General features: G+C 41.1%; 24 protein-coding genes, 1 tRNA gene and 2 pseudogenes. 21 read left to right on the top strand and 6 right to left on the bottom strand.

Features of this window, described 5'->3' with window-relative positions:
* The first annotated feature begins 230 nt into the window (after positions 1-230).
* From trxB to NSQ64_RS17635, 7 genes are all read left to right on the top strand, one after another.
* On the top strand, positions 231-1181 hold the full coding sequence (trxB, locus tag NSQ64_RS17665; protein ID WP_029575420.1) for a thioredoxin-disulfide reductase: 951 nt from the start codon (positions 231-233) through the stop codon (positions 1179-1181).
* Positions 1182-1538: 357 nt separating this feature from the next.
* Positions 1539-2003, top strand: a complete 465-nt coding sequence (locus tag NSQ64_RS17660; protein WP_058336954.1) for an 8-oxo-dGTP diphosphatase — start codon at positions 1539-1541, stop codon at positions 2001-2003.
* A 39-nt stretch (positions 2004-2042) separates the two neighbouring features.
* Positions 2043-2930 (top strand): RNase adapter RapZ, encoded by an 888-nt coding sequence (rapZ, locus tag NSQ64_RS17655; protein ID WP_024719879.1) that lies wholly within the window; start codon positions 2043-2045, stop codon positions 2928-2930.
* On the top strand, positions 2931-3890 hold the full coding sequence (locus NSQ64_RS17650; RefSeq protein ID WP_008348128.1) for a gluconeogenesis factor YvcK family protein: 960 nt from the start codon (positions 2931-2933) through the stop codon (positions 3888-3890).
* Positions 3891-3907: 17 nt separating this feature from the next.
* Complete coding sequence (whiA, locus tag NSQ64_RS17645; protein ID WP_008348125.1) at positions 3908-4858, top strand: DNA-binding protein WhiA; 951 nt, start codon at positions 3908-3910, stop codon at positions 4856-4858.
* Between the two features lie 26 nt (positions 4859-4884).
* Entirely contained in the window at positions 4885-5142 is a 258-nt protein-coding gene (locus tag NSQ64_RS17640; protein WP_008348124.1) for an HPr family phosphocarrier protein, read from the top strand.
* Positions 5143-5181: 39 nt separating this feature from the next.
* A complete protein-coding gene (locus NSQ64_RS17635) occupies positions 5182-5925 on the top strand; it encodes an arylamine N-acetyltransferase family protein (protein WP_341017580.1) in 744 nt (247 codons plus the stop codon).
* Between the two features lie 51 nt (positions 5926-5976).
* Here the strand turns inward: NSQ64_RS17635 and NSQ64_RS17630 are convergent.
* A pseudogene (locus tag NSQ64_RS17630) lies at positions 5977-6303 on the bottom strand (ribonuclease); the annotation flags it as partial.
* Between the two features lie 342 nt (positions 6304-6645).
* Positions 6646-7623, bottom strand: a pseudogene (locus NSQ64_RS17625) (2-hydroxyacid dehydrogenase).
* Between the two features lie 563 nt (positions 7624-8186).
* On the opposite strand from NSQ64_RS17625, the gene NSQ64_RS17620 reads away from it, so the two are divergent.
* Entirely contained in the window at positions 8187-8768 is a 582-nt protein-coding gene (locus tag NSQ64_RS17620; RefSeq protein WP_096881889.1) for a beta-class carbonic anhydrase, read from the top strand.
* A 37-nt stretch (positions 8769-8805) separates the two neighbouring features.
* Entirely contained in the window at positions 8806-10428 is a 1623-nt protein-coding gene (locus NSQ64_RS17615) for a SulP family inorganic anion transporter (protein WP_341017577.1), read from the top strand.
* A gap of 28 nt (positions 10429-10456) precedes the next feature.
* Here NSQ64_RS17615 and NSQ64_RS17610 read toward each other — a convergent pair whose 3' ends face one another.
* Complete coding sequence (locus tag NSQ64_RS17610) at positions 10457-10798, bottom strand: MazG-like family protein (protein WP_341017575.1); 342 nt, start codon at positions 10796-10798, stop codon at positions 10457-10459.
* A 136-nt stretch (positions 10799-10934) separates the two neighbouring features.
* On the opposite strand from NSQ64_RS17610, the gene NSQ64_RS17605 reads away from it, so the two are divergent.
* Positions 10935-11513 carry an LOG family protein gene (locus tag NSQ64_RS17605; RefSeq protein ID WP_341017572.1) on the top strand — a complete coding sequence of 193 codons (579 nt, stop codon included), beginning with the start codon at positions 10935-10937 and terminating at the stop codon, positions 11511-11513.
* A 55-nt stretch (positions 11514-11568) separates the two neighbouring features.
* On the opposite strand, the gene clpP is transcribed toward NSQ64_RS17605, so the two are convergent.
* Positions 11569-12165, bottom strand: a complete 597-nt coding sequence (gene clpP, locus NSQ64_RS17600; RefSeq protein WP_024719872.1) for an ATP-dependent Clp endopeptidase proteolytic subunit ClpP — start codon at positions 12163-12165, stop codon at positions 11569-11571.
* Positions 12166-12418: 253 nt separating this feature from the next.
* Between clpP and NSQ64_RS17595 the strand changes: the two genes are divergently transcribed.
* The 7 genes from NSQ64_RS17595 (at position 12419) to abc-f (ending at position 20087) form a co-directional block, all read left to right on the top strand.
* Positions 12419-12494 (top strand) — tRNA-Arg (locus NSQ64_RS17595).
* Between the two features lie 219 nt (positions 12495-12713).
* Complete coding sequence (locus NSQ64_RS17590; RefSeq protein ID WP_341017569.1) at positions 12714-13352, top strand: hypothetical protein; 639 nt, start codon at positions 12714-12716, stop codon at positions 13350-13352.
* 308 nt (positions 13353-13660) lie between these two features.
* Positions 13661-14611, top strand: coding sequence for a macro domain-containing protein (locus NSQ64_RS17585; RefSeq protein ID WP_341017567.1), 951 nt, complete (start codon positions 13661-13663; stop codon positions 14609-14611).
* Positions 14598-15596, top strand: coding sequence for a DUF4433 domain-containing protein (locus tag NSQ64_RS17580; RefSeq protein WP_341017565.1), 999 nt, complete (start codon positions 14598-14600; stop codon positions 15594-15596). The genes NSQ64_RS17585 and NSQ64_RS17580 overlap by 14 nt, the downstream gene beginning before the upstream one ends.
* 539 nt (positions 15597-16135) lie before the next feature.
* On the top strand, positions 16136-16600 hold the full coding sequence (locus tag NSQ64_RS17575) for a DinB family protein (RefSeq protein ID WP_058336952.1): 465 nt from the start codon (positions 16136-16138) through the stop codon (positions 16598-16600).
* A 364-nt stretch (positions 16601-16964) separates the two neighbouring features.
* Entirely contained in the window at positions 16965-18131 is a 1167-nt protein-coding gene (locus tag NSQ64_RS17570) for a macrolide family glycosyltransferase (RefSeq protein ID WP_160757986.1), read from the top strand.
* 396 nt (positions 18132-18527) lie between these two features.
* A complete protein-coding gene (abc-f, locus tag NSQ64_RS17565) occupies positions 18528-20087 on the top strand; it encodes a ribosomal protection-like ABC-F family protein (protein WP_341018361.1) in 1560 nt (519 codons plus the stop codon).
* A 16-nt stretch (positions 20088-20103) separates the two neighbouring features.
* On the opposite strand, the gene NSQ64_RS17560 is transcribed toward abc-f, so the two are convergent.
* A complete protein-coding gene (locus NSQ64_RS17560; protein ID WP_341017559.1) occupies positions 20104-21513 on the bottom strand; it encodes a polysaccharide deacetylase family protein in 1410 nt (469 codons plus the stop codon).
* Between the two features lie 310 nt (positions 21514-21823).
* Here NSQ64_RS17560 and NSQ64_RS17555 point away from each other — a divergent pair, with 310 nt between their 5' ends.
* From NSQ64_RS17555 to NSQ64_RS17540, 4 genes are all read left to right on the top strand, one after another.
* Positions 21824-22876: a FecCD family ABC transporter permease gene (locus NSQ64_RS17555; RefSeq protein WP_038475387.1), complete on the top strand. Its 1053-nt coding sequence runs from the start codon at positions 21824-21826 to the stop codon at positions 22874-22876.
* A complete protein-coding gene (locus NSQ64_RS17550) occupies positions 22873-23874 on the top strand; it encodes a FecCD family ABC transporter permease (protein WP_025208010.1) in 1002 nt (333 codons plus the stop codon). The genes NSQ64_RS17555 and NSQ64_RS17550 overlap by 4 nt, the downstream gene beginning before the upstream one ends.
* A 16-nt stretch (positions 23875-23890) precedes the next feature.
* Complete coding sequence (locus tag NSQ64_RS17545; protein ID WP_007500130.1) at positions 23891-24787, top strand: iron-hydroxamate ABC transporter substrate-binding protein; 897 nt, start codon at positions 23891-23893, stop codon at positions 24785-24787.
* 145 nt (positions 24788-24932) lie between these two features.
* Positions 24933-25157 (top strand): phage holin, encoded by a 225-nt coding sequence (locus NSQ64_RS17540; protein WP_008347764.1) that lies wholly within the window; start codon positions 24933-24935, stop codon positions 25155-25157.
* Between the two features lie 271 nt (positions 25158-25428).
* On the opposite strand, the gene slrR is transcribed toward NSQ64_RS17540, so the two are convergent.
* Positions 25429-25899, bottom strand: coding sequence for an HTH-type transcriptional regulator SlrR (slrR, locus tag NSQ64_RS17535; RefSeq protein WP_341017554.1), 471 nt, complete (start codon positions 25897-25899; stop codon positions 25429-25431).
* Between the last annotated feature and the right edge of the window lie 34 nt (positions 25900-25933).

The following is a 25933-nucleotide window of genomic DNA, read 5'->3' as shown; positions in this document are numbered from 1 at the left end:
TTACTTACTATATAACCGTAAACAGGCTTCCTTAAACAGCAGTTTAAGGAAGCTTTTTCTTTTTTTGAAGATATGAGCAAATGATTCGCTTATTACCCGCAGATTTAATAGGATATGGGTAAGGAATAAAAGCTAAGAGTGGAAATGATGCTCTCTGTCATGAATGGAAGCATCACCCAAGGGCATTCTAATAAGAAATGCTAGCAGCAATTGAAGAGGGAGTGACAGTTGTGTCAGAAGAAAAAATCTACGATACGATCATCATTGGAGCGGGTCCTGCCGGAATGACAGCCGCTGTTTATACATCACGGGGAAATCTTTCAACACTGATGATTGAAAGAGGAATTCCAGGCGGCCAAATGGCGAATACGGAAGATGTCGAGAACTATCCGGGCTTTGAAAGCATCTTAGGGCCGGAACTTTCAAATAAAATGTTTGAGCATGCAAAGAAATTCGGTGCCGAGTATGCGTATGGCGATATTAAAGAAATTGTAGATGGTGAAGAGTACAAAACCGTCAAAGCTGGTTCAAAAGAATACAAAGGACGCTCTGTCATTATTGCGGCAGGTGCTGAATACAAAAAAATCGGTGCACCAGGCGAAAAAGAACTTGGCGGCCGCGGCGTATCATACTGCGCGGTATGTGACGGTGCCTTCTTTAAAAACAAAGAGCTTGTCGTGATTGGCGGAGGAGACTCAGCAGTAGAAGAGGGTGTTTACCTCACTCGCTTTGCATCTAAAGTCACTATTGTCCATAGACGCGACAAACTGCGTGCCCAAAGCATCTTACAAGCACGTGCATTTGATAATGAAAAAATCGACTTTATGTGGAACAAAACCGTTAAAGAAATCAATGAAGAGAACGGGAAAGTCGGCAGTGTGACATTAATTGATACCGTGACAGGTGAGGAAGAAGACTTCAAAACAGATGGCGTCTTTATCTACATCGGTATGCTGCCGCTGTCTAAACCATTTGAAAATCTAGGGATTACAAATGCAGAGGGCTACATTGAGACGAACGAAAGAATGGAAACAAAAGTTGAAGGAATCTTCGCAGCTGGAGACATTCGTGAGAAAACCCTTCGTCAAATCGTCACAGCAACAGGTGATGGAAGTATTGCAGCACAGAGTGCACAGCATTATGTAGAAGAGCTTGCTGAAAAGCTAAAAGCAATGAAATAAACAGCTGTCGTAAATCCTTAATATTGCGTCACGGGCTTTTAACTGGAATGTAACACGGGTGAAACAATTATCCGTTATGATGAAACTAGTAATTGACCCCCTTTTATAAGGAATACATGTTTGGCACGGATGTGAATCCGTGTCCTTTTTTTTGCTTAAAATCAGAAATTCACGAGATGTTCACAAATGACGCATGGAGAACCGTTAGATGTTGTAAAATAAAGAATAGAGAAAGTGCCCGTCACCATATTCATACGAAAACCTGTCTGTTTTCAGTGAAGAACGGGCATGTTCATTGTGGGAGTCATGATGAACCTGTATAATAAGAAAAAGACATAAAAGAGTAGGTGACAGCTGATGCAACGAGTAACCAATTGTGTGCTGCATCACGATGATCAAGTTCTCTTGCTGCAAAAGCCAAGACGAGGCTGGTGGGTAGCACCTGGCGGCAAAATGGAGAGCGGAGAATCGGTCAAGGATTCAGTCGTTCGAGAATTTAGAGAAGAAACAGGCATTTATATTTTAAATCCGCAGCTAAAAGGCGTGTTTACCTTTATCATAAAAGAAGGCGATCAAATCGTTCAAGAGTGGATGATGTTCACCTTTATGGCAGATTCCTTTACAGGAAAAAACGTATCAGAGTCGGAGGAAGGCATTTTAAAATGGCATGATGTAAAAGATGTGCCCAGCTTGCCGATGGCTCCAGGAGATTCCCATATTCTTGACTTCATGTTGAAAGGGAAAGGACTTCTCCACGGCACTTTTACGTATACACCAGATTTTGAGCTGATTGCTTATCGATTAGATCCTCAAGGAGACTAATAAATGAACCGTTTTCATAAAGAAGGAGAGGGAGCAGGCATGAATACGCACAAACAAGATGATATTCAGCTTGTGATTATTACAGGGATGTCAGGTGCGGGGAAAACCGTTGCCATCCAAAGCTTTGAAGACTTAGGTTACTTTTGTGTGGATAACTTACCGCCATCACTTTTACCGAAGTTTCTAGAGCTCATGAAGGAATCCAATTCAAAGATGAGCAAGGTGGCCCTTGTGATGGATTTGCGCGGACGCGAATTCTTTGATAGCTTAATTGCTGCCTTAGATGAGATGAGTGATATCGGCTGGATCACACCAAGGATTCTATTTTTAGATGCAAACGATAAGGTGCTTGTCTCAAGATATAAAGAAACGAGACGTTCTCATCCCCTTGCGACTACAGGTTTGCCGCTCGAAGGAATTGAAATGGAACGCGATCTGTTAGAAGAGTTAAAAGGCCGGGCTCAAATGATTTTTGATACATCGGATTTAAAACCCAAACAGCTTCGAGAAAAAATTGTTGCACACTTTGCCACGAGCCAAGGGCAGGTGTTTACAGTGAATGTGATGTCCTTCGGTTTTAAATACGGTCTGCCGATTGATGCTGATCTTGTATTTGATGTGAGATTTCTGCCGAATCCTTACTATATTGAGAGCATGCGTCCACAGACTGGAAACGATGAAGAAGTACGCTCCTATGTCATGAAGTGGAGTGAAACGCAAAAGTTCACAGAGAAATTAATCGACCTTCTCAGCTTTATGCTACCGTCCTATAAACGAGAAGGAAAAAGCCAACTTGTTATTGCCATTGGCTGTACAGGCGGACAGCATCGATCAGTGACGCTAGCGAACTACTTATCGGAGTATTTTAAAAATGACTACTATACACATGTCACTCACCGGGACATTGAAAAGAGAAGCAGAAAATAGATGACGACACTACCAAAGGTTGTCATTCTTGGCGGAGGCACTGGCTTATCTGTTTTACTTAGAGGATTAAAGACAAAGCCAGTGGACATTACCGCCATTGTGACGGTAGCTGATGATGGAGGCAGCTCAGGCAGACTGCGACATGATTTGAATATTCCGCCTCCAGGCGATATTCGAAATGTACTTGCGGCACTCTCTGATGTCGAACCGCTTGTAGAAGATTTATTTCAGCACCGTTTTAATAAAGGGAATGACTTAACAGGCCACTCTCTCGGCAACCTCATTCTTGCGGCTATGACGAATATAACCGGTGATTTTTTTCATGCCGTCACAGAAATGAGCAAGGTCTTAAATGTGAGAGGAAAAGTATTGCCAGCAGCGAATTCAAGTGTTGTTCTTCATGCGGAATTAGAAAATGGGCAAGTGGTAACAGGAGAATCAAAAATCCCAACCTATGGTGAGCGAATTAAACGAGTGTTCCTCACACCCGATACGATTGAGCCGCTCCCAGAATCGATTCAAGTCATTCGTGAAGCCGACTTGATCGTCCTTGGACCTGGCAGCTTGTATACAAGTATCTTGCCAAACTTGCTTGTACCGCATATTGGCGAAGAAGTGATTCGTTCTAAGGCGAAGAAAGTTTATATTTGCAATGTCATGACACAGCCGGGGGAAACGCTTTCCTACAGTGCAGCTGATCATGTGCAGGCATTAAACGATCATATGGACCGACCATTTATCGATACGATATTTGTGAACAATAAAGAAATTCCAGAAGAAATCAAAGCAAAATATGCAGAAGAACAGGCGCAGCCTGTACAATTCGACACAGATGTACTCAAAGCCATGGGACTAGAAGTCATCCCTGGGGAAATCATTACATATGACCAGCATGTGATTCGTCATGATACGTTGAAAGTAGCCGCGCTGCTTGTCGATCTGCTGCATCAGAAAAAATAGGAATGGGGGTGGCAAGGATGTCATTTGCATCCGAAACAAAAAAAGAGCTGACTAATCTGGAAGTGAAGGACTGCTGCACAAAAGCAGAGCTTTCTGCCCTCATCCGTATGAACGGTTCATTATCTTTTTCTAATCGAAAATTGATTTTAGATATACAGACAGAGAACGCAGCCATTGCAAGACGTATTTATACCCTTTTGAAAAAGAAATACGATGTGACTGTCGAGCTGCTCGTTCGTAAAAAAATGAGATTAAAAAAGAATAATGTGTATATTGTCAGACTGGTAGAACGAGCGAAAACCATTTTAGAGGATCTAAAGATATTAGGTGAACAATTTGTATTTGAACGCAACATTTCAGAAGAACTTGTGAAGAAAAGATGCTGCAAGCGTTCCTATATGAGAGGTGCTTTTTTAGCAGGAGGTTCTGTGAATAATCCAGAAACCTCTTCGTATCACCTTGAGATTTTTTCACTATACAAAGAACATAATGATGCCCTATGTGAGCTCATGAATCAATTCCATCTTAACAGTAAAACACTTGAACGCAAAAAAGGCTTTATCACATACATGAAGGAAGCGGAGAAAATTACGGAATTCTTAAGTGTTGTGGGTGCTCATAACTCATTGCTTCGTTTTGAAGATGTGCGCATCGTCCGAGATATGAGGAATTCAGTGAACCGGCTCGTCAATTGTGAAACAGCAAACTTGAATAAAACGATCGGTGCCTCACTGCGCCAGGTTGAAAATATTCAATTCATTGACGAAAAGATTGGACTAGACGCCCTGCCAGATAAGCTGCGTGAAATTGCGCAACTGCGTATTGACTACCAAGAAGTCACACTAAAGGAACTTGGCGAAATGGTGGAAAGCGGCAAGATCAGCAAATCAGGCATTAATCACCGTTTAAGAAAGCTAGATCAAATTGCAGAACAATTAAGAAACGGACAAGCTGTTACACTCAAATAGGGAAATAAAAAAGGGAGGCAGATCATATGGTGGAAAAAACGGTCACAATTCAGCTGAAAACGGGTTTGCAGGCACGTCCGGCTGCTTTGTTCGTTCAAGAAGCCAATCGTTTTGGTGCTGATATTTTTCTAGAGAAAGATGGGAAAAAGGTCAATGCGAAGAGTATTATGGGACTGATGAGTCTTGCGATTAGCTCTGGGGTCACCGTCAAACTAATAGCTGATGGAGCAGATGAACAAGAAGCCATCGATGCGTTAACGGATTTTATCAATCAAGAAAACTGAGTCTCTTTCAAGGGCTCAGTTTTTTTAGGAGGGAAAGCTGTGATTCAATCAGCCTTTTTACAGAAAATTGGATATGAAGCCGCGTCCATTACGTTTGATCAATTGCCAGATTTACTAAGGAAGATGGCTTATACCTTTCCTTTTGAAAATAGATCTGTGGTGGGTAAACACGCCTATGCTTTGGATCAAGAAGGTTTGAAGCATCATCTTCTGGAAGGCAGCAGAGGTGGGCTTTGCTATGACCTCAATCCGCTCTTATATTATGTCTTAAAAGAGGCAGGTCTCGCCGTAAAGCTCGTTCAAGGGACCGTATATAACAAAGAAGCAGAGAAGTGGGCACTGGATGGGACGCATGTAGCCATCGTCCTTCAACATCACCATGAGTGCTACCTCATTGATGCAGGATTTGGTGTGAATTTACCCCTTCAGCCCGTCCCTTTTACAGGTGAATGGGTGGAAGCACCGTCCCTTCGTTTTCACGTGAACGCAGAGGAAACAGAAAAAGGAACCCATCTACTCCAATTGGATAGGGGAGCAGGTGCTGAAACAGGTTATGCTTTCACATTAAAAGAAGTCGGTGAAGATACACTTGTGCAATTGCGGCATGAGATTTATGAAAATGAAGCCTCTCCTTTTAACAAAAGGCTGCTTGCATCCAAACTGACACCAACAGGTCGTGTGATCGTGACAGAGGATCATGTCACAATACATGAACAGGAAGAAGTATCGAAGAAATCACTCTCACAACCGTTTGAGGAGTACGTACAAAAACTGCTTCCGTAAACAATATGAAAAAAGACAGCCCTTTTGACTTAGGGCTGTCTTTTTCATTGATTAACGAATCCTCGTAAATGTCGCATAGTGATCGGTTGTTTTATAAATGAGCCAGTCACTTGAATACACAAGGCGGTCAGCATTACGGAAACCAGAGACGTAGTTGATGTCGGCTTCACGCCATGTACGGCCACTAGCGGATGGAAGGCGTCCCTCCCGATTAGAGAATACGTCTCCACCGATGCTTTTGCCCGGTGCGACTTCAGCTAAATTTCCCTTTGATGCCACCCATCCGAGGGCGCTCGCTTGTGATTTGGTGATGTAATTATCAGGTAGTCGTTTATAGCGGATTAAGTAATCTGCTACACCATCAAAGGTATTAATGACGGCAAGGGTACGAAGGTCTGGTGCAAGCTGTACGGAAGCAGTCTCATTTGTGGCTGTTGGTGTAAGTGGTGTTTCTGCATGGACTTGCTGCGGGATAAATCCAGAAAACAGAATGGCAGCAATCAGAGCGAACAGAGTAAAAATCGAACTTATTTTTTTCATCTTGATCCTCCTCAAAAGGAAATAGGATGCCGTCCTCTTGATGCTTGTCTACCTCATATTATAGCACCGGCATATGAAGAGAATGTAAAGAATCAGGAGATTGGAAAAAATGAGGCTTTTTGACCTACTGTCTCTAGATGACGTAAACAAAAAGACGCAGTTCCCTGCGCCTTTTTTCAATTAAGATGAGGCAAGCTCCTTCACAATATCAACAGGGGCTTTGCCGTCAATTCCATGAAGCACATTATGAATGGCTCGTTTCAGCATAAGATCTCTTGTCGTTTCAGTAGCGGAACCGATATGCGGGGCAAGCGTGACATTGTCCATCTCTTTGAAAGGATGATCTTCCTGAAGCGGTTCTTGCTCATACACATCCAGACCAGCTCCTTTAATCCACCCTTCCTGCAGTGCTTGAATGAGGCTTTTCTCATCGACGGTTTTTCCGCGGGAGATGTTCACGAATAAAGCTGTCGGCTTCATTAATTTCAATTCCCGCTCTCCTATCATATGGTACGTCTCATCCGTCAGTGGTGTGATTAACACAATGATATCAGCTTGCTTCAGCAAGTCATCCAGTGCACAATATACAGCGCCATATGCCGATTCGGCTTTCTCGTTCCGGCTCCGGTTGTGATAGAGGACGTTCATATCAAAACCATGAGCGGCTCGTTTGGCTACTTGCTCACCGATTCGTCCCATCCCAATGATCCCAAGCGTTTGATGATGGACGTCAATGCCGAATATATCTTCCTCTTGAACAAATTTTGTCCATTTTCCCTTGCGGATAAAACGATCAAGCTCGGCAATTCTCCTCGCAGAAGAGAGAATGAGCGAAAAGGCAAGATCAGCAACGGTATGATCGAGTGTATAAGGCGTGTGCGTACCAATCACGCCTCTTTGTCTCATGGCTTCTAGATCAAAATTGTCATAACCGACTGAATTATTGCTCACCACCTTGAGTTGGGGTGCATGATCTAATAAATCTTGATCAATTTACGTGCCAGATGTTAAAAGGCCATCAGCCTTCTGCAGCTTCTCAAATAATAGATCTCTTGGGATCGGGTCCTTTGACTGCCATACCTCGTATGTACAATGTGCCTTTAGCATGTCTTCAAAAGCGGCAGGTAAGGGTTTGGCGACAAAAATATGTGGTTTCATCATCAACTCGCTCCTTTCATATGGTCATCTTTCTCTTTTTATTATAAAGCAACCATTTTGGCAGTACACGTTTGAATATGAGCTGCTCAATATTTAATATACTGAAATAACGGAAAAGGAGAGATTTTTATAGTGAAAGAGTAAATGACATGGCCATCTGATGTCTTTTTACGATGTAGAAAAACGAGTGATTAGTAGATGAGTCATAGAAAAACGCTAGATGTTTCGAGAGATAATCTGACAAACTGGAAAAAAGATCGAGACTTTTTGATAGAAAATTTATTATATTTGCAGTGTATTAAACGGGATGGTCATTTTCTACTAAACCATTTCATCGTCTTTTGGTGAAATGAAAGCCATTGTTTGAAAGCAAAAGCCGCCTCTCCCCTGTGCTGAAGCGGAACAAAGAGCAAAATAGAGAAAATGCTTACATATTCTCTCATCGTTTTCTCATTTTTTTCTTTTTTTTCTATCATTTTTCTTCTCTATGCTTGAGAACACACAAGGGAAAAGGAGGCCAGGTAAGGCGTTACAATCACTTAAAAAAGATAGGAGATGACAGGATGGGATCAACATTAGAACAGATTCTTCAGCACAATGAAGACTTTGTGAAAGAGAGACAGTATGAGCCTTTCAAGACGGGAAAATTTCCTGAGAAGAAATTGGTTATATTAACTTGTATGGACACACGCCTGTTGGAATTATTACCCCAATCCATGGGGCTTCGTAACGGTGATGCGAAAATCATTAAAAATGCAGGAGCCATCGTCACACATCCATTTGGCAGTGTCATGCGGAGTATTTTACTAGCCATTTATGAGCTGAAAGCAGAGGAAGTATGCATTGTCGGACATCATGAATGCGGAATGGCAGGCCTTGCGGCAGACCCTTTACTTGAAAAGGCAAAAGCACGGGGAATTGAGGAAAAGTGTTTGAGCATTGTGAAAAGCGCAGGTGTCGATTTAAAGGGCTGGCTGACAGGCTTTGATTCAGTGGAAGAGAGCGTATCTCAAAGTGTGAAATTAGTCAAAGAGCACCCGCTCATGCCAAGTGATGTAGCTGTTCATGGACTAGTGATTCATCCGGCAACAGGAAAGCTGGATGTCGTTATAAAAGATAAACAGATTGACCCGCAATATACCTAAATCATCTACACATACTTGAAGGAGGCCAACACATACCATGCGTTTTTATGGAAGATTTGAAGGTTATGATTCATCAAAGTTTAGACGCGATTTAATCGCTGGGCTTGTCGTGGGCGTTGTGGCAATTCCTTTAGGCATGGCTTTTGCCATTGCATCTGGTGTCGGACCAGAATATGGATTATACACAGTCATCGTTGCCGGCATTTTGATTTCATTGTTTGGTGGTTCAAAGTATCAGATCGGCGGACCGACCGGGGCATTTGTTCCAATTTTATTCGGGATCGTCAGCCAGTACGGTATCGAAAACTTACTCATTGCTGGTTTTATGGCAGGCTGTATGCTTGTATTATTCGGAATATTCAAACTAGGAAAGCTCATGAAATTTATTCCTCGTCCGGTTATCATCGGCTTTACTGCTGGCATTGCTGTCATTATTTTTTCAGGACAGATTGCCAACTTCCTCGGATTAAAGGGTGTTGAAAAGCATGAAAGCTTTTTCCTCAATATGAGAGAAATCGTGGTCCATCTCGGTACCGCAAACAGTCTCGCCATTCTCACAGCGATTGTTGGGCTCATCGTGATTTTGGCGGCACAAAAATACATTCCCAAAATACCTGGTGCTCTATTAGGTCTACTCGTTTCAACATTTATAGCTGTTCTCTTTTTTCAAGGACAAGTTGAAACCATCGGCTCTGCATATGGCGAAATCCCTCGTCAGCTGCCAACTTTCGCTTTCCCTGAATTAACGATTGAAAAAATAATTTATCTGCTGCCGCCGGCTATTGTCATTGCGCTTTTGGGCGGCGTGGAGTCCATCTTGTCAGCTATGGTTGCTGATAATATGAAAGGCTCAAAGCATGACAGCAATAAAGAACTCGTCGGGCAAGGAATTGCCAATATGGCGGCGCCGCTTTTCGGAGGGATTCCAGCGACTGGAGCGATTGCTCGTACGGCAACAAACATTAAAAATGGTGGAGCAAGCCCCATTTCAGGAGTCGTGCATGGTGTCGTCGTCTTGCTCATCTTAATGTTATTTGCACCACATGCATCGATGATTCCGCTTGCTGCCATGGCACCGATTTTGATGTTTGTGGCGTGGAATATGAGTGAGAAAAAAGAGTTTATCAATATTGTCAAAGTGAAAAATGCGGATTCCCTTGTGCTTGTCGTGACCTTCCTGCTGACGGTCATCGGTGATTTGATTATTGGGGTGACTGCAGGTCTCACTTTAGCGTTTATCGCCTTTATCAAAAAAATGAGCCAGACAACAAATATCCACACAAATGTCGCTGTTCCTCAAATCGAAACGGCGGCTGCCTTAGAAAGGGAGACCGATCAGAAAGGGATTAGTATGTATTCGATTGAAGGGCCACTCTTTTTCGGTACAACCGATTCATTGGAAAATTCGATTTTGGATCATGTTCAGACAAAGCCGAAAACACTCATTTTGCTTATGAACAAAGTGAATTATATGGACACCTCAGCAGAAGCGGTTCTGATGAACATTTCCAATCGATTAAAGCATCACAATGGAAAATTGATGATTGTAGGGCTTCAATCACAGCCAAAAGAGCTTTTACATCGTACCGGTCTTTTCCATCACATTGGAAAGCAGCATTTCTTTGAACGAACGGATGATATTTCACCACAGCAGCTATAAAAGGATAAAAAAGCACGTGACATGTCGGTCACGTGCTTTTTACCTGCTCTTTTTCACTAGAAAACCGTTGTGTGAGTTTCTGTTGATGGGAAGAGAAGATCTCTTCTACTGTTACATTATAGAGATCAGCTAGAACTAGTAGATTTCCTAAGACATCCCCCATTTCTTCAATAAGGTCCTTTCTTAACGCGGTGTCCTCCTGTGTTTTCTCATCAGGTCGATCGCGTCCAATTTCGACCGCCCTGACTGCGCGAGCGAGTTCTCCTGTTTCTTCCATCAGGAAACCTAACCTGATAAACGGCCCGTATTCTGTCCAATTTCTCATTTTGTAGAAATCTTTGATCCATTTTTCCATTTCAGTTGTTTGCATTCTCTTTATACAGCTCCTTATATGGTGTTCACCTTCTAATTTTACACTATATATAGATGGAGTGGCTGTTTCTTTACAATGAATTATAGTAGAATGAGTGGGTGAAGAAATCATAGAGAGAGATGGAGCTGTTTTGATGAAAACGATTTGTGTGTTTGCTGGTTCGAATCCAGGTGTGAATGACATCTACAAACAAAAAGCTGTCGAGCTAGGGGCTTATATGGCAGAGCAAGGAATCCGTCTTGTATACGGTGGCTCACGAATTGGCTTAATGGGCGCTATAGCGGATGAGGTATTAAAAAACGGCGGGCAAGTGATCGGAGTCATGCCAAAAGGGCTTTTTAGAGGAGAGGTTGTGCATCAAGAGCTCACTGAACTCATTGAAGTCAAAGGAATGCATGAACGAAAAGCGAAAATGAGCGAGCTGGCCGATGGGTTTATTGCCATGCCAGGTGGTTTTGGTACATATGAAGAATTATTTGAGGTGCTATGCTGGGCGCAAATTGGCATCCATCAAAAGCCAATCGGATTGTATCATGTGAATCAGTATTTCAAACCGCTCCTCGACATGGTGACGTTCAGTGTACAGGAAGGTTTTTCGAATGAATCACACCTTCAATTGTTGCATGCCTCTGGAGAACCGGAAGAATTGATTTCACAGATGGCTTCCTATCAAACGCCGTCTCTTCAGCAGAAATGGACGGAGCTGTCTTAAAACAGATGCATAACAAAAAACCGCCTGTTCAAAGAGCAGACGGTTTGTTTTGTGATTATTTTTGTTCTTCTGAATTACGGGTCAAGACTTTGTCAATGAGTCCGTATTGAAGTGCTTCTTCCGCTGTTTTGAAGTTGTCACGATCTGTATCGCGCTCAATGACTTCAATTGGCTGACCAGTACGTTCAGCAAGTACTTGGTTCAGTTTATCGCGTAAAGAAAGGATTCGTTTTGCCGCAATTTCAATTTCTGTTGCTTGACCTTGCGCACCACCTAGTGGTTGGTGAATCATCACTTCACTATTTGGAAGGGCATAACGCTTACCTTTTTCACCAGCAGCAAGCAGGAACGCACCCATAGATGCAGCCATACCAATACAAATAGTTGATACCTTTGGTTTAATAAATTGCATCGTATCGTAAATGGCCATACCAGCTGTGATCGAACCGCCAGGGCTGTTAATGTAGATAGAGATATCTTTTTCTGGATCCTCGGCTTCTAAGAAGAGAAGCTGTGATACGATGGAGTTGGCAACATTGTCATCGATCGCAGAACCAAGCATGATAATACGGTCTTTTAAAAGACGAGAATAAATGTCGTAAGCTCTTTCCCCACGATTTGTTTGCTCAATGACTGTAGGTATTAAATTCATAATGTTCCTCCTTCACCTTTTAGGTAAGTATGTAATTCAATGATACATTTTTGGTCAATAAAGGTCAAACAAAACGCTGACCTAAAATCAAATACCCCTATCCATTTTCCCCAAAACTCTTCCACTTCAAACCATCATATGAGTATATGTATGGGAATGAAGAAAATGCATCGAAAGGGATAGCGATTAATCATTGCTTTCTTGCAGCATTTCCCTTATAATTTGATATGCTGACGTTCAAAAAACATATCGTGCGCTCGTAGCTCAGTTGGATAGAGCGGTGGTTTCCGGTACCACGTCTGCCGGGGGTTCGAATCCCTCCGAGCGCGTCTATAGGATCCGATAGGATTCGATTTATCATTTGTGAAAAAGCTAAAAACCCTTTGAAATAAAGGGTTTTTAGCTTTTTTTATGTGCGTGGAATTAAAAGTGAGTAAACGATAATGTTACGTTTTATACAAATTTTCCATTTGTGGATCTTTTGAGATGTGGAGAAAAGTAAGAAGCTGTCATGACAACATCCTTGTATGACAGAAAAAACGCCTTTGATGGGAAAGGTGTTTTATGAAAAGTTAAGTATACCGATTAGTCAAATTCCAAGAAAGGAAACAGGTTATGGCTTTGAAAGGGAAGTAAATCTTCATTATGAAAATGAAATCGGCGGAAAGGTTGCGCCTTCATTTGATTTTGAAGTTCCGACGAATATGGTCGATAGTTATTTGACATACAAGAAAAACGGAAACCGTTCTTTAGTTGAAATGGAAGAAACGAAGCACAGCAGTGAAATGAAGGGCGAAACATCAGTGTATGACATTACGTACGAGCTTCCACACATAAACGTTGAGCGTCACACAGGTCACCTTTTTGATGATGAACAGGTCGAGAAAAAAGACAAAAGAATCACGTATGATCTTATGAATGGGGGACGTAAGTTTTATAGCCCTATTTGGTCTTACATTGGGAAGTATGACATGAAACTCAAATCACAGCCTATTGGTGTGAATCTCGTTATGGTGGATGTGCAACAGCAATTAGAGCTATACGCTCATATGTATGCCCATATGGATTCAGAAACGAAAGAATATGACGAGGTTCTTTTGAAGCCAGTGTATGCAGATGATCCATTTCCGAATGGTTTGCCAGAGGGATGGACAAAAGAGGACATGGAATGGATAAAAAACAAATAACAGAGAGGAGATCGGGTTTTTAAAAAGGTATGTTGCATACATTACATGAAGGGATGTATTATATAGTAACTATATACAAAGTAAATGAGTTGCAACTATAGCAGTAGGCATACAACAAGTGTTATATTTATTTGGGTATGAAGATTTTTTTAGCTTTAGAAGGTATCCATAATTAAGATGTTATAAGGTTTAAGGTAAAGGTGAAATTAACATCTAAATGAGGTCAATAAAAAGAGTTATAGTGAAGGTATTTTGATTTTGAATGAGGAATACTTGATATTTAATATACACTAAAGGTGTGTTGAAAATTGATTATTTATGTTAAAGGAAATATTTTTGAAAGCCCTGCACAAGTTTTGGTTAATACAGTAAATACAGTAGGTGTTATGGGAAAAGGGATAGCTAAACAGTTTAAAGATATTTATCCTGAGATGTTTGAGCAATATCAAACTTTTTGCGAGAATAAAGATTTAGATATAGGGAAATTGTGGATTTATAAATCAAATCACAAATGGGTTTTAAATTTCCCTACAAAAAAGCATTGGAGATCGCCTTCAAAATTAGAATATATTGAGGCAGGATTACAAAAATTTGTTTCAACATATGAAGAAAAAGGTATAACATCTATTTCATTTCCACTCTTGGGGTGTGGCAATGGTGGATTGGACTGGGAAAATGATGTAAAGCCTTTAATGGAGCGTTATCTAAGACCACTTCCGATAGAAGTTTATATCCATCTATCAGATAACAATAAATCAAAGCCCGAACATAAAGAAATTCTTGAGACTAAGAAATGGTTACAAGGTATGCCAAAGTTTCTTAGTTATAGTGAAGTATGGGATGATTTACAGAATAGCGTTAATTTTGATCCTGATTTGAAAGTCAGAGGGGAAATGTGGCATGTATTCATGGATGAGATAAATGTCTTGAATGAGCTAGAAGAGGCAGAAAAGTCACCATGTATTATTTTGCAAACACAAGAAGTGAGGTATTTTTTAATACCTTATCATATTAAAGAGGTGTGGAGACTACTTAGAAAAGTAGGGTTTTGTTCAAAAAAAGATTTGCCAGAGGGTTTGCATGACTATGGTGGGGTCGTTTTGAACCTGTTAAATAGATTAGATTATATTGAACCTGTTGAAATAGCATTTAAATTTAGTGATGATGATGATTTTGTTAATGGAATACGAGTTATCCAACATAAAATGAAGGTTGGTTTTCAAAATAAAGAGGGGGAAACCGTAGTTGGCAAAGAATAAATCTGAATTCGCTCAAGTAATCGACGACCTAATTACTGGTAAAATACAAACTGGGTTACCTTCTCCGAAAATGAGTAGAATCCCTAAATATGTATATCATTTTACTGATATAGGGAATGCTGTAAATATTCTTAAGGAAGGGTTTATCTACTCGAGAAACTCAGCAATAAAAAAATCAATAATGAAGGTTGATAATGCAAGTGCAACAGTAATTCAAAATACAGAAAATAATCGCAAGGATTATGTGAGATTTTATTTTAGACCAAAAACACCAACTCAATATAGAAATGAGGGTGTGAGGGCTATTAATCAGATAAGTTCCGAATTAAAAGCTCATTGTCCGGTTCCGGTGTTTTTTTTGTTTGATAGTTATTCGATGCTCACCTTAGAGAATTCTTTTTTCACTTATGGTAATTTTGCTAATTACGATACTAAAATTTATAATGATTCCCTTTCTTTTAGAAATATGCCATTTAATTCTGTATATCATGAGAGTTACTATGATTCATCTGTTTATCCGGATATGATTAAATTTCACAGACATGCTGAACTAATTGTACCTGATAAATGCGATCTTACTTTTCTAAAGCGAATTGTTTGTAGAAGTGAGGCTGAAAAAGAGACATTTATTAATCTTTTAGATGAATCGTTAAAGTCAAAATTTAAACATCATATAATTGTAGATACTAAAGGATGGTTTTTTAATTCCACATGGACATTTATAGAAAGAGTAAATATGACAAGTGATAGGGTTACATTTAGTTTCAATGTTAATAAAGAAATGCCAGCTTTTAGTGCTAAATTTTATTTAAAAGATTTAGACAGTAATCAATTTGAAACATGGAGTCAAATTGATTATAGACCTATTGAATCTCAAACTCTTACTTTCTCTAAACCTTATAAACTTTATTCTACAATACTTACATTAGACGATCATATTGTTTACAAAGGGAATTACACGTCATCAGATTCTATTCCTTATTAAATACTATAGTCTGATTCGGTTCAAATGAAAACCCACAATTTTTGTGATTGTGGATTTTCATTATGAGAAAATTCCTTTTTTTCTAAAAAGTTTTTAACAATATTTAGTGTCGGTAATAATGATTTAAAGTGAAAATAGAAATATTTTTTGCACAAATTTTGCACGAGATAATATCAAAATATTGCTATAACAGTAATTAAAGACATAAACTATACGTTCTCCGAGCCCGTCTATAGTATCCGATAGGATTCGATTGATCATTTATGAAAGAAGCTGAAAACCCGTTGAAATAAAGGGTTTTTTTGTTTTTTATGAGTGGTGTTGTGTGAGTAAATTGAGAGGAACTCTTCACTATGTATCAGCATTTAAGTGAAGTAGTTCATTTTGTATCGAAAAACACAGATTACAATTGTTAAAAAGACAAATTTTCTTTATGATAGCGATCAAGTAAAGTTTAATTGGTGTAAAATCATTGCATCAACAATATTCTCAAAGCTTGTTCAACTAAAAGGGCAGAATTCCTTAATAAGGAGGCACTAATGAATTGTGAAAGTGTTTTACATCAAATTGAAGTAGCTGTTAAAACATTGATAAAAATAGTAAGTCAATTAGAAGAAGCTGATTTACAAAAAAGACCAACACCTCATAAGCAGTCTATCGGAGAGTTGCTGGAACACATTGCGATCATTTGTGAAGCTGACTGGCGTATTGCAAATGAGGCGACCCAAGAAGAGATGGAAACATTTTATGCTAATGTATCATATAAAACTGTAAAGTCGATAGAAAAAGGCTTAATGACTAATTTCCATTCATTAAAAAATAATTATATGAAATTATCGGACACAGAACTACTGTCTCGTACCACTTCCTATTGGGGTGTGACATATACAAGGTATGAATGGTTGTTAGAGATATTAGCACATGTTTATCATCATAGGGGACAATTACATGCTATGCTTGTTCACTGTTACAATCAAGACCCCAAAATTTTAATGTTTGAATGATGTTCTTCGACTAAAGGGTGTTTTTTCGTAAGAAGCACCGAATCCTGATATCACAGGCAGTGGTGTATGGAAGAAAAATAAAGCAGTAAAACAAGGACATGTTCTAACCTATTCAATCAAAGAATTTATCTATGCTGATCCAATCTCAATTGAAAAACAGTCTGCTGCGTTTAAACAAATGCTGCTCAAAAATTAATAGAAAAAAGACAAAGCACTTAAAAAGGAGGCTTTGTCTTTTTTTCTGCTATCCTCTTAAAAATACTAGCCCTAAGACTCATTTATCCCCTTTTCAGGCGTATTTGTTGAGCCTGATCACTGTATAAGATTAACATGGAAGGGAATTGACAATAAGGAGAGGATTCTTGTGGCGAAGGTTTTAATGATTACGTTCCCAGCTGAAGGACATGTGAACCCAATGTTAGGGATGATTAGAGCATTTGTTGATCGAGGTGATGAAGTGCATGTGGTCACAACTGAACATTATCAAAAACGGATCAAACGCTTAGGCGCTCACATACATATACATCCAGATTATATACGGACATTAAGTGTGGAGGAAGACGATTTGGAGTCCATGCAGCCATTTTTTCATGCCATGCTACAAACGTCATTAGACATTTTAGAAGTGGTGGAAACTCTTTCTCAACAGCATTCATTTGATTTGGTCTATTTTGATATGTTTGGAGCAGGTGAGCTTGTGCGGGATTACTTACAGATTCCAGGCATCGGTTCGAATCCTTCTTTTGTGCTGCAGGAGGCGCATTTTGATACACCTCTATACAGAAAAGATGAGAAGGCGGCTCATCTGTTAGAAGAAATACATGAACGTTTTGGCGTTCAGCCAAAGCATTTGATGCAATTCATGAAAAACCGCGGCGAACTGAATATGGTGTATACAAGTGAATATTTTCAGCCGTCTGTTGATGCATTGGATGATTCGTTTGTTTTCATTGGACCGAGTTTTCTAAAACGTGCTGACCAGCACGATTTCCCTTTAGAAGCGCTTGAGCGGGAGAAGGTTGTCTTTATTTCAATGGGAACGGTTCTTGGAGATACTGAAGCATTCTTTAATATGTGTATTGATGCCTTTGCCGACTTTGATGGAAAAGTGATTCTCGCAACTGGTGAAAAAATCGACATGTCTCTCCTAAAAGAAGCGCCATCTCATTTTCTCATCGAGCCTTATGTGCCGCAGCTTGAAGTCCTTGAACTGACAGATGTGTTTGTGACCCACGGCGGGATGAACAGTGTCAATGAAGGTATTCATTATCATGTTCCAATGGTTGTCATCCCGGTTGACAAAGATCAGCCGATGGTGGCAAAAAGACTGACGGATCTCTCTGCTGCTCGTGCACTCGATAAAGACCAGCTGACAGCAAGGCAGTTGAGAGATACTGTAGAGAGTGTACTCGGAAGTGACACATACCGTGCTGGGATTGAAAAGATTGAAGAAAGTTTCCAAACAGCAGGTGGAACAGAAAAAGCATTACGTGTCATTGATCAGTTTATGCAAGCGAAACAGATGCAATAGGTAAGGTGTTTACCCAAGGTGGCCAGCCTGTCTCAATAGGAAACCTACTTGACAAAAAATAACCAATCTTTTATCGTATACGTAATAAACGACGGAAGGGTGACCCAATGCAATGAAGTACTAATCCTATGACCTGTAAGCAAAATGAAAGAACGAAGGCAGTGAGCAAACGATATGTGTTGCTATGTTTGCTGCGTTTTCATTTTTTAGCTTCGGAATAGGATGGTACAGCTTGGGAATCAAAGATTGAAGTGATGGATACGGGGGATATGTGTGCTCATTTGATGAACCGCATGTCATTCTGTATCGATACGCTTATTTTTGTACACCATTTTGCCTCCTATTCTGAGAATGGGAGGCTTTTTCATGTCTCCTGATACGAAAGGAGAGGGTTGGATGTTACTGAGAGCCCACCAATTAAAAGTATTTCGAAAGGATCGTTTGTTATTTGATATAGAGGAGCTTGCCATTCATCAAGGGGACCGAATCGGCCTTGTAGGGACAAATGGCAGTGGGAAAACGACATTGCTTCATGTACTAGCGGGGAGGGAAAAACCAGACAGCGGCACATTTGCACACACTACAACTTGTACGCTGCTTCCTCAACTAAAGACAGGAGAGGGCAGACAAAGTGGCGGAGAGATGACTCAAGCTTATATTGAGAGAGCTTTAAGCCGGCCTTCTGCCCTTTTATTAGCCGATGAACCGACGACTCATTTAGATACGGAGCATATTGAGTGGCTAGAAGAAAAGCTTCGTCATCATCAAGGTGCTCTGATTGTCGTCTCGCATGACCGTGCTTTTTTAGATGCGTTATGTACAGACATTTGGGAATTGGAAGATGGGAAGCTCAAACTATACAAAGGCAACTACAGCGATTTTGCCCGACAAAAAGAACTCGAACATCGCCAGCACGTGGAGGCGTACGAGGTGTATACCCAAAAGAAAAAACAGTTAGAACATGCACTGCAAAAGAAAATGAAAAAAGCCGACAAAGCGACAAAGCCATCTCCAAAGCTGAAATCCTCGGGGCCTAAAATTGCAAAGCCTTATTATGCAAACAAGCAAAAAAAGCTTCAAAAAACAGCCAAATCTATTGAAACAAGAATGGAGAAATTAGAAAAGGTGGAGAAGGTAAAGGAAGTCCAGCCTCTTCAAATGACGCAGCACACCATGAAGGAAGTGGCAAGCCGCTCCATTTTTCGTGTCGAACATGTAGATGGCATGGCAGGAGATAAAGTCCTTTGGAAAAAGGCGAATGTTGAAGTGAGAGGCGGAGACAAAGTCGCGATCATTGGGAAGAATGGGAGCGGTAAAACGACATTTCTCCGAATGCTTGTAAACGGACATCCCGGGATTTTTTGTTCAGAAGCCGTGAAGATTGGTTATTTCAGCCAAGATCTTTCAGGACTGAATCTAGATGAATCGATCTTACAAAATGCACTGGAACAGGCGATTCAAGATGAGACGATCGTTCGCACCGTTTTAGCGAGACTTGGGTTTCGGGGAGACGATGTGTATAAGCTGACGAACGTATTAAGCGGCGGGGAACGGGTGAAGACGATGCTTGCAAAGTTGCTCGTCAGTGATGCCAATGTTCTGATGCTTGATGAACCGACGAACTTTTTAGACCTTGCGGCAGTAGAAGCGCTTGAAGGACTTTTAAAAGATTACCCGGGCACGATTGTGTTTGTCTCCCACGACAGGAGGCTCATTGAGCAGGTGGCTACTCGTATTCTTCATGTGCACGAGGGTACCATTGAACGCTTTGATGGCACCTATGAAGAATATAAACAAAAGGAAGAAAAGCCAGCTGCTACAAAGAAAGAAGAAGAGCTCCTGCTGATTGATATGCAGCTGTCTGAAGTGCTCAGTCGTTTAAGCATCGAGCCTTCTCGTGAGCTTGAAGAGACGTTTCAAGCATTGTTAAAAAGAAAGAAGTTGTTAGAGTCATAAAAAAAAGCCCCTGTGTTTACTGCACAGGGGTCTGTTCGTTTCGTTCTTTTTTCAATTGTTCAAGTTCGCTGACTGTGACAAGCTGGTAGCCTTGTTTGGTGAGTTCATGTATGATCTTCACTGCTGCTCGAGCAGAGCTGTCATAAATATCGTGCATGAGTACGGTTTTGCCATCTGCTGCATGTGAGAGAACATGTTTTGTGATCTGTTGGCTGTTGCGAATTTTCCAGTCTTCAGGATCGACATCCCACAATGAAACGTTCATGCCCACCGCTTGATTGATGTCGGAATTTGTTCCTCCATATGGCGGTCTAAAGTGCGTAGGAGTATAACCGCTGGCCTTTTCAATCAGCTTCTGCGTGTCTTTTACTTGTTTGACCGCTTCTTTTAGAGGGAGTCTCGTTAATAAAGGATGGTTATATGAATGGTTTCCGATCTCATTTCCGCCCTTTAAAATGTCGGCAAGCATCCCAGGATAATACTGAACCCTGCTTCCTAATACAAAAAAGGTGGCGTGTCCTTTATTTTCCTTCAGCGCTGCTAAAATGGTTGAAGTTGTGGCTGGGTTTGGACCATCATCAAATGTGAGTGCAATGGCTTTTTTATTCGGATCAAGCTTTGGCTTTTGCGGCAGCTTGACGGCTTTTCTTTTTGGATTCGGTTCTTTGATTTCATTCTGATTTTTGGTCTTATTCATATATTCCGGCTTCAAGATATCTTTTAGCAACGTCTTTTTGATCGCCAGCGTTTGCGGACCTAAGTCCTTTGCGGCTACTTGAGAAGCTGGGAAATAGAACTCTATATATTTCTCTTTTAAGGCGAATTGACTGAAGTTTTGATCAGTAGGGGCTGTTCCTTTTTGAAGGAGTGATAGATCCTTAGACAAGGTTTTATCTTTTTTAAGCTCCGTGTATGTAATATAGGATAATTTTTTCAAATAGTCCTTTTTTGGTTGAAATAAATCTTTTGTGTCAAGAAAGTCTTTTTTCTGAAAATCGAAATTGATTGTGACGTGATGAGTGGTCCCATTTTGCTGACCTGTATACGTGTAGGTCGTAAAATAAATGGCCGCAGATTGTTTTGCATAGTGCACCATGTCATAGTCAATATTCAGTTCAAACCGTTTGTTTTCATCAATGTCCTTTGCTTCACTAAATGTCTTTTTGAAATGCTCTAATGCTGAATTCGCATAGCTTTGAATCTTGTCATCTAGCTTTTTTTGATGAAAAAGTGGATAGTTCACCGCATATCTCATAAACTTCCCGTCATTTACAAGAGTGACAATTTCAACATTTTTATAATTCGTATCCTGCTTCACATTTTTCTTCTCTGTACCGCTTGCTTGCTGATTTTGAAAGAATGCAACTGCTCCAATGACGATGGCAAGCGCAAATAGGATGATACTCCATTTTCCCTTTACTGACACAACTTTCAATTCTCCTCTCATGACGGGTCATTCTTTATTTCTTTGACATCTGTTTGTAATATTTTTATAACAATTGACTTACTTTTGTAATTTTAGGGGATTTTCATGCGGAATGTCAACTATTTTCCTATTAAAATACTGTAAAAATTGATAGGTCTTTCAGAACGAGAAAAAGCAGAAGGAAAGAATTCTCTTATTTGCCGTCTACCAATACCTTCAATAATTAAAAAAATGAGCCGTACATTGATTTTTCAGAGGCTGACGGCTATAATTTTGATGATTATGATTCTCATTTTCAAACTGACTTTTAATGAAGAAAAGGATGACACCGATTTTGCCGGATAAGCGAACATCTCAACAAAAACGATCATCACCTATTTTGTTCTTTTTATTGTTTTTTCTCGCTGTCATTGGTTTATTGGCGGCTATGTTTTTGGCTGTTTCCTACGGTGCAAAGTCATTGTCTTTGCAAACGGTCTGGACAGCTGTGTTTGACTATCAGTCTCATGTGACAGAGCAGCAGATCATTCATGAATTAAGGCTTCCTCGTGTGCTAGGAGCGGCGCTTGTTGGAGCGGCGTTTGCTGTGGCAGGTGCGCTCATGCAAGGCATTACAAGAAATCCGCTGGCAGATGCGGGGATATTAGGCATTAACGGCGGTGCGATGTTTGTAGTCGCTCTCTGTTTTGCTTTTTTTCCAGGAATGCCTTATTCGGCATTGATGTTATTTTCTTTTTTTGGTGCCGTTCTCAGTACACTGCTGATCTTTGCCATTGGGGCGGCTGGCGGCGTGCTGACCCCACTTCGGCTCACTGTAGCTGGAGCTGTTGTTGCCGCATTGCTGCATGCGCTAAGCTCAGGTATCGCCATTTACTTTGATCTCAGTCAGGATCTGGCTTTTTGGTATGCAGGGGGTGTGGCAGGTGTCAAATGGCCGCAGCTGATGATCCTTGCTCCAGTCATTCTCATTGTCATCGTTTGGGCGATGTTATTAGGACGATCCCTCTCGTTATTATCACTTGGTGAAGATGTAGCTGCGAATTTAGGGGTGAAAACCCGGCAAGTGCGAATACTAGGTATGGCAGCTGCGGTTCTGTTGGCAGGCGTTTCTGTATCGGCGGTTGGGTCTATTGGGTTTGTCGGGCTTGTCATTCCGCATATTGCACGAAAGCTGGTTGGGGTCAATTATCGTTTCGTCATTCCGATGTCAGCGATTTTAGGCGCAATGCTTCTCGTCTTCGCTGATCTTGCCAGCCGGACAGTAAATCCGCCAAGAGAGCTTGCCATTGGCGTCATGGTGGCACTTGTTGGTGTTCCTTTCTTCTTATATATTGCCAGAAAAGAAGGGAGGAACCTGTCATGAAAGAGAAACGGCGTGCTCTTGTCGTGACAGCCGTTTTGCTTTGTCTGAGTGCGGCTGTCGTGCTGTATAGTTTAAATACCGGCACGCTGAAACTCAGTCCTCTCGTTGTCGTCAAAACGTTATTTGGCTTTGGAGATTTCCAAAGTGAGACGGTGCTGTTTGATTATCGTCTGCCTCGAATCGTCGTGACGATACTAGCTGGAATAGGTCTAGGCATCGCAGGTGGTATTTTGCAGAGTTTATCCCGCAATCCACTGGCCGATCCTGGGATTATTGGTCTGAATGCAGGAGCCGCATTCGGCTTAATCATCTTTGTGACGTATTTTCACGTACTAGAAGGAAATCCATCTTTACTCATTCCGCTCTTTACGTTTGGTGGAGGTCTGCTTGCGGCAGCAGTCATCGTTCTTCTTGCGTACGACAGGCATGAAGGGCTTGTGCCTATCCGGCTGATCCTTGTTGGAATTGCCGTAGCTGCGGGGTTTAGTGCATTGACGTTATATTTGTCATTGAAACTGGATGAAGATACATACACCTTCGCTTCAAGGTGGCTTGTGGGAAATGTATGGGGAAGAGACTGGATTCATGTGCTTGCGCTCCTACCTTGGATCGTATGTCTTGTCCCGCTTACGCTCATGCAGTCCAGCACACTCAATGCGTTAACGTTAGGTGATGCCGTCGCCTCAAGTGTAGGAGTACGTGTAGAGCGCAAACGACTTTTTCTTCTCACCTTAGCTGTTGGTCTAGCGAGTGCAAGTGTATCGATGACAGGCGGAATTGGTTTTATTGGCCTTGTTGCACCTCATTTGGCGAGGCGTCTTGTCGGCTCACTGCACCAATATTTTTTACCAGTGAGCGCCTTGCTTGGATTGTTGATTTTGGTCAGTGCTGATACACTCGGACGTTCCATATTTGCCCCAAATGCCATCCCAGCGGGTGTGGTTGTGGCTTTTATCGGAGCACCTTATTTTCTCTATTTACTAACAAAAACAAAATAAGAAAGAGGAACTCATCATGAAAAAAGTACTTGTGTTTGGTTTAACGCTCTGTTTCTTGATTCTGGCCGCTTGTGGTCAACAGGAAACAAAGAAGACAACAAATCAAGATGAAAACGGAACACCTAAGATTGCGTCCTTGTCGATTCATTTAACAAATGACTTATTAGCACTCGGGATAAAACCTGCTGGCTCTGTTGTAGGGGGAGACTTAAAAGATTTCCTTCCACATGCGAAAAAGCAGCTTAGCCAAACGAAAAAGCTGGGCATCGCAGCAGATCCTGATATGGAGTCATTGCTTGCTTTAAAACCAGATGTCATTTACGTCGATGAAGAACTGGCTGGACAAGACTTATCAAAATACAAGAAAATCGCCAAAACCGAAGTGTTTAATTTAAATGATGGCACATGGCGTGATCATTTGAAAAAAATCGGCAAGCTCGTCAATAAAGAAAAAGAAGCCGATCAATATATTAAGGACTACAATCAAGAAGCAAAAGAAGTCAAATCACTCATCCAGAAAAAGATTGGAAATGGAAAAGTGATGGCGATTCGTGTAACAGCAAAAGAGCTTCGAGTATTTAGTATGAAACGTCCGATGGGGCCAATTTTATACGATGATTTAGGACTGACACCTGTAGATGGTGTGAAAAAACTGGACAGCAAACGTCCATTTGAAGTCATTTCTCAAGAAGTGCTTCCTGACTTTGATGCAGATGCTATTTTTGTCGTCGTGAACCGTGATGATAAGGCGCAGCAGGCATTCAAACAGTTAGAGCAGACGCCGATTTGGAAAGGCCTAAAAGCCGTGAAGAAAAACCAAGTGTATCCGATTGCCGATCAGCCATGGTTAGATTATTCAGCTCTAGGCAACAAAATGGCAATGGATGAAGCAAAAAAGATGTTCTCTAAATAAACAGCACATAAATCAAGGCATCATTCCGCATCTAGGAATGATGTCTCTTTTTTTGATTCGTTCTTCTATTCATTCGCTTTTTGCATACATATGAGAGGGAACGAGCAGTATCGCCCGTATGAAAGGATAAGGGGAGGGGTTACAGTTGAAGGTTCAAAAAATTAGTGCAGGCACTATTGCGAGGCTTGTGCTGCTTTTATTGGCACTTGTGAACAGCGCTCTCACTGCTGCAGGAAAAAGCCCAATTCCAATTGATGAAGAAGGTGTGCAGCAATTCATTACGTTAGCCTTTCTTGGCATCACATCACTATGGGCCTATTGGAAGAACAATGATATTACGAAAAAAGCACGAACCAAAAAAGAAGAATAACAGAAAACAGAGCCTTTTCATGCAAAAAGGCTCTCAGCATGTAGAAAAACCCTCGCATTCGGTGTCAGTCCTGCGCGCTGGTGCTCACGAATGTCGAATTCGCTCCTAGACTGCAAAGGTTTTCTATCACGCTGAAAAGAAGACAAAGGGCTAAAATAAGTTCATTTTAGCCCTTTGTCCATAAACTGAAAAGAGCCTTTTCATATAAAAAGGCTCTATTTCATCGAAGCGACAAGCGCCTCTCCCCGCAAATTGGTTTGATCTCAGTGGCTTACGCCCGGTGTTCTCCTATATTGGTAAGAAACGCTTTCACTTCCTCGATGGTTAAGCCAATGGCCTTTGCTTCACTCATGAGACGCTTCCATTCTGACATATTTGAGTCGGTCAGCTTTCTATGATGGACATGTAACGTCTTTCCTTCCTGCTCCTTTCTGTAGGTTTGGAGCAGCTGATACAGTTCTTCTTTAGGCATGCCAGATTGGACGGCATGAACGATATGATCCCGCCACTCCTGTTCACCGCCCTCAGCGTAATGAAACATCATCGTTTCTGCATCAAACAGCTCTTGTAAATCAATGTCTAGTGATGAGGATACCTTTTTTAAAAACTGGACAGATGGATTACGATGGACACCACGCTCAATTTTACTCAAATACGATTTAGAGACATGGGCATCTTCAGCCAGCTGCTGGATTGAGTATCCTTTCCTCTTTCGGTAAATGCGTATCACCTTTCCTATCATTCGATATATGATCTCCCTTCTCCCCGGCGAATCG

The sequence above is a fragment of the Bacillus sp. FSL W8-0183 genome (assembly GCF_038006825.1).
GTDB classification, from domain to species: domain Bacteria; phylum Bacillota; class Bacilli; order Bacillales; family Bacillaceae; genus Bacillus; species Bacillus altitudinis.
Note: the sequence above shows the minus strand (reverse complement) of the source record. Positions and strands in the feature narration are given on the sequence as shown.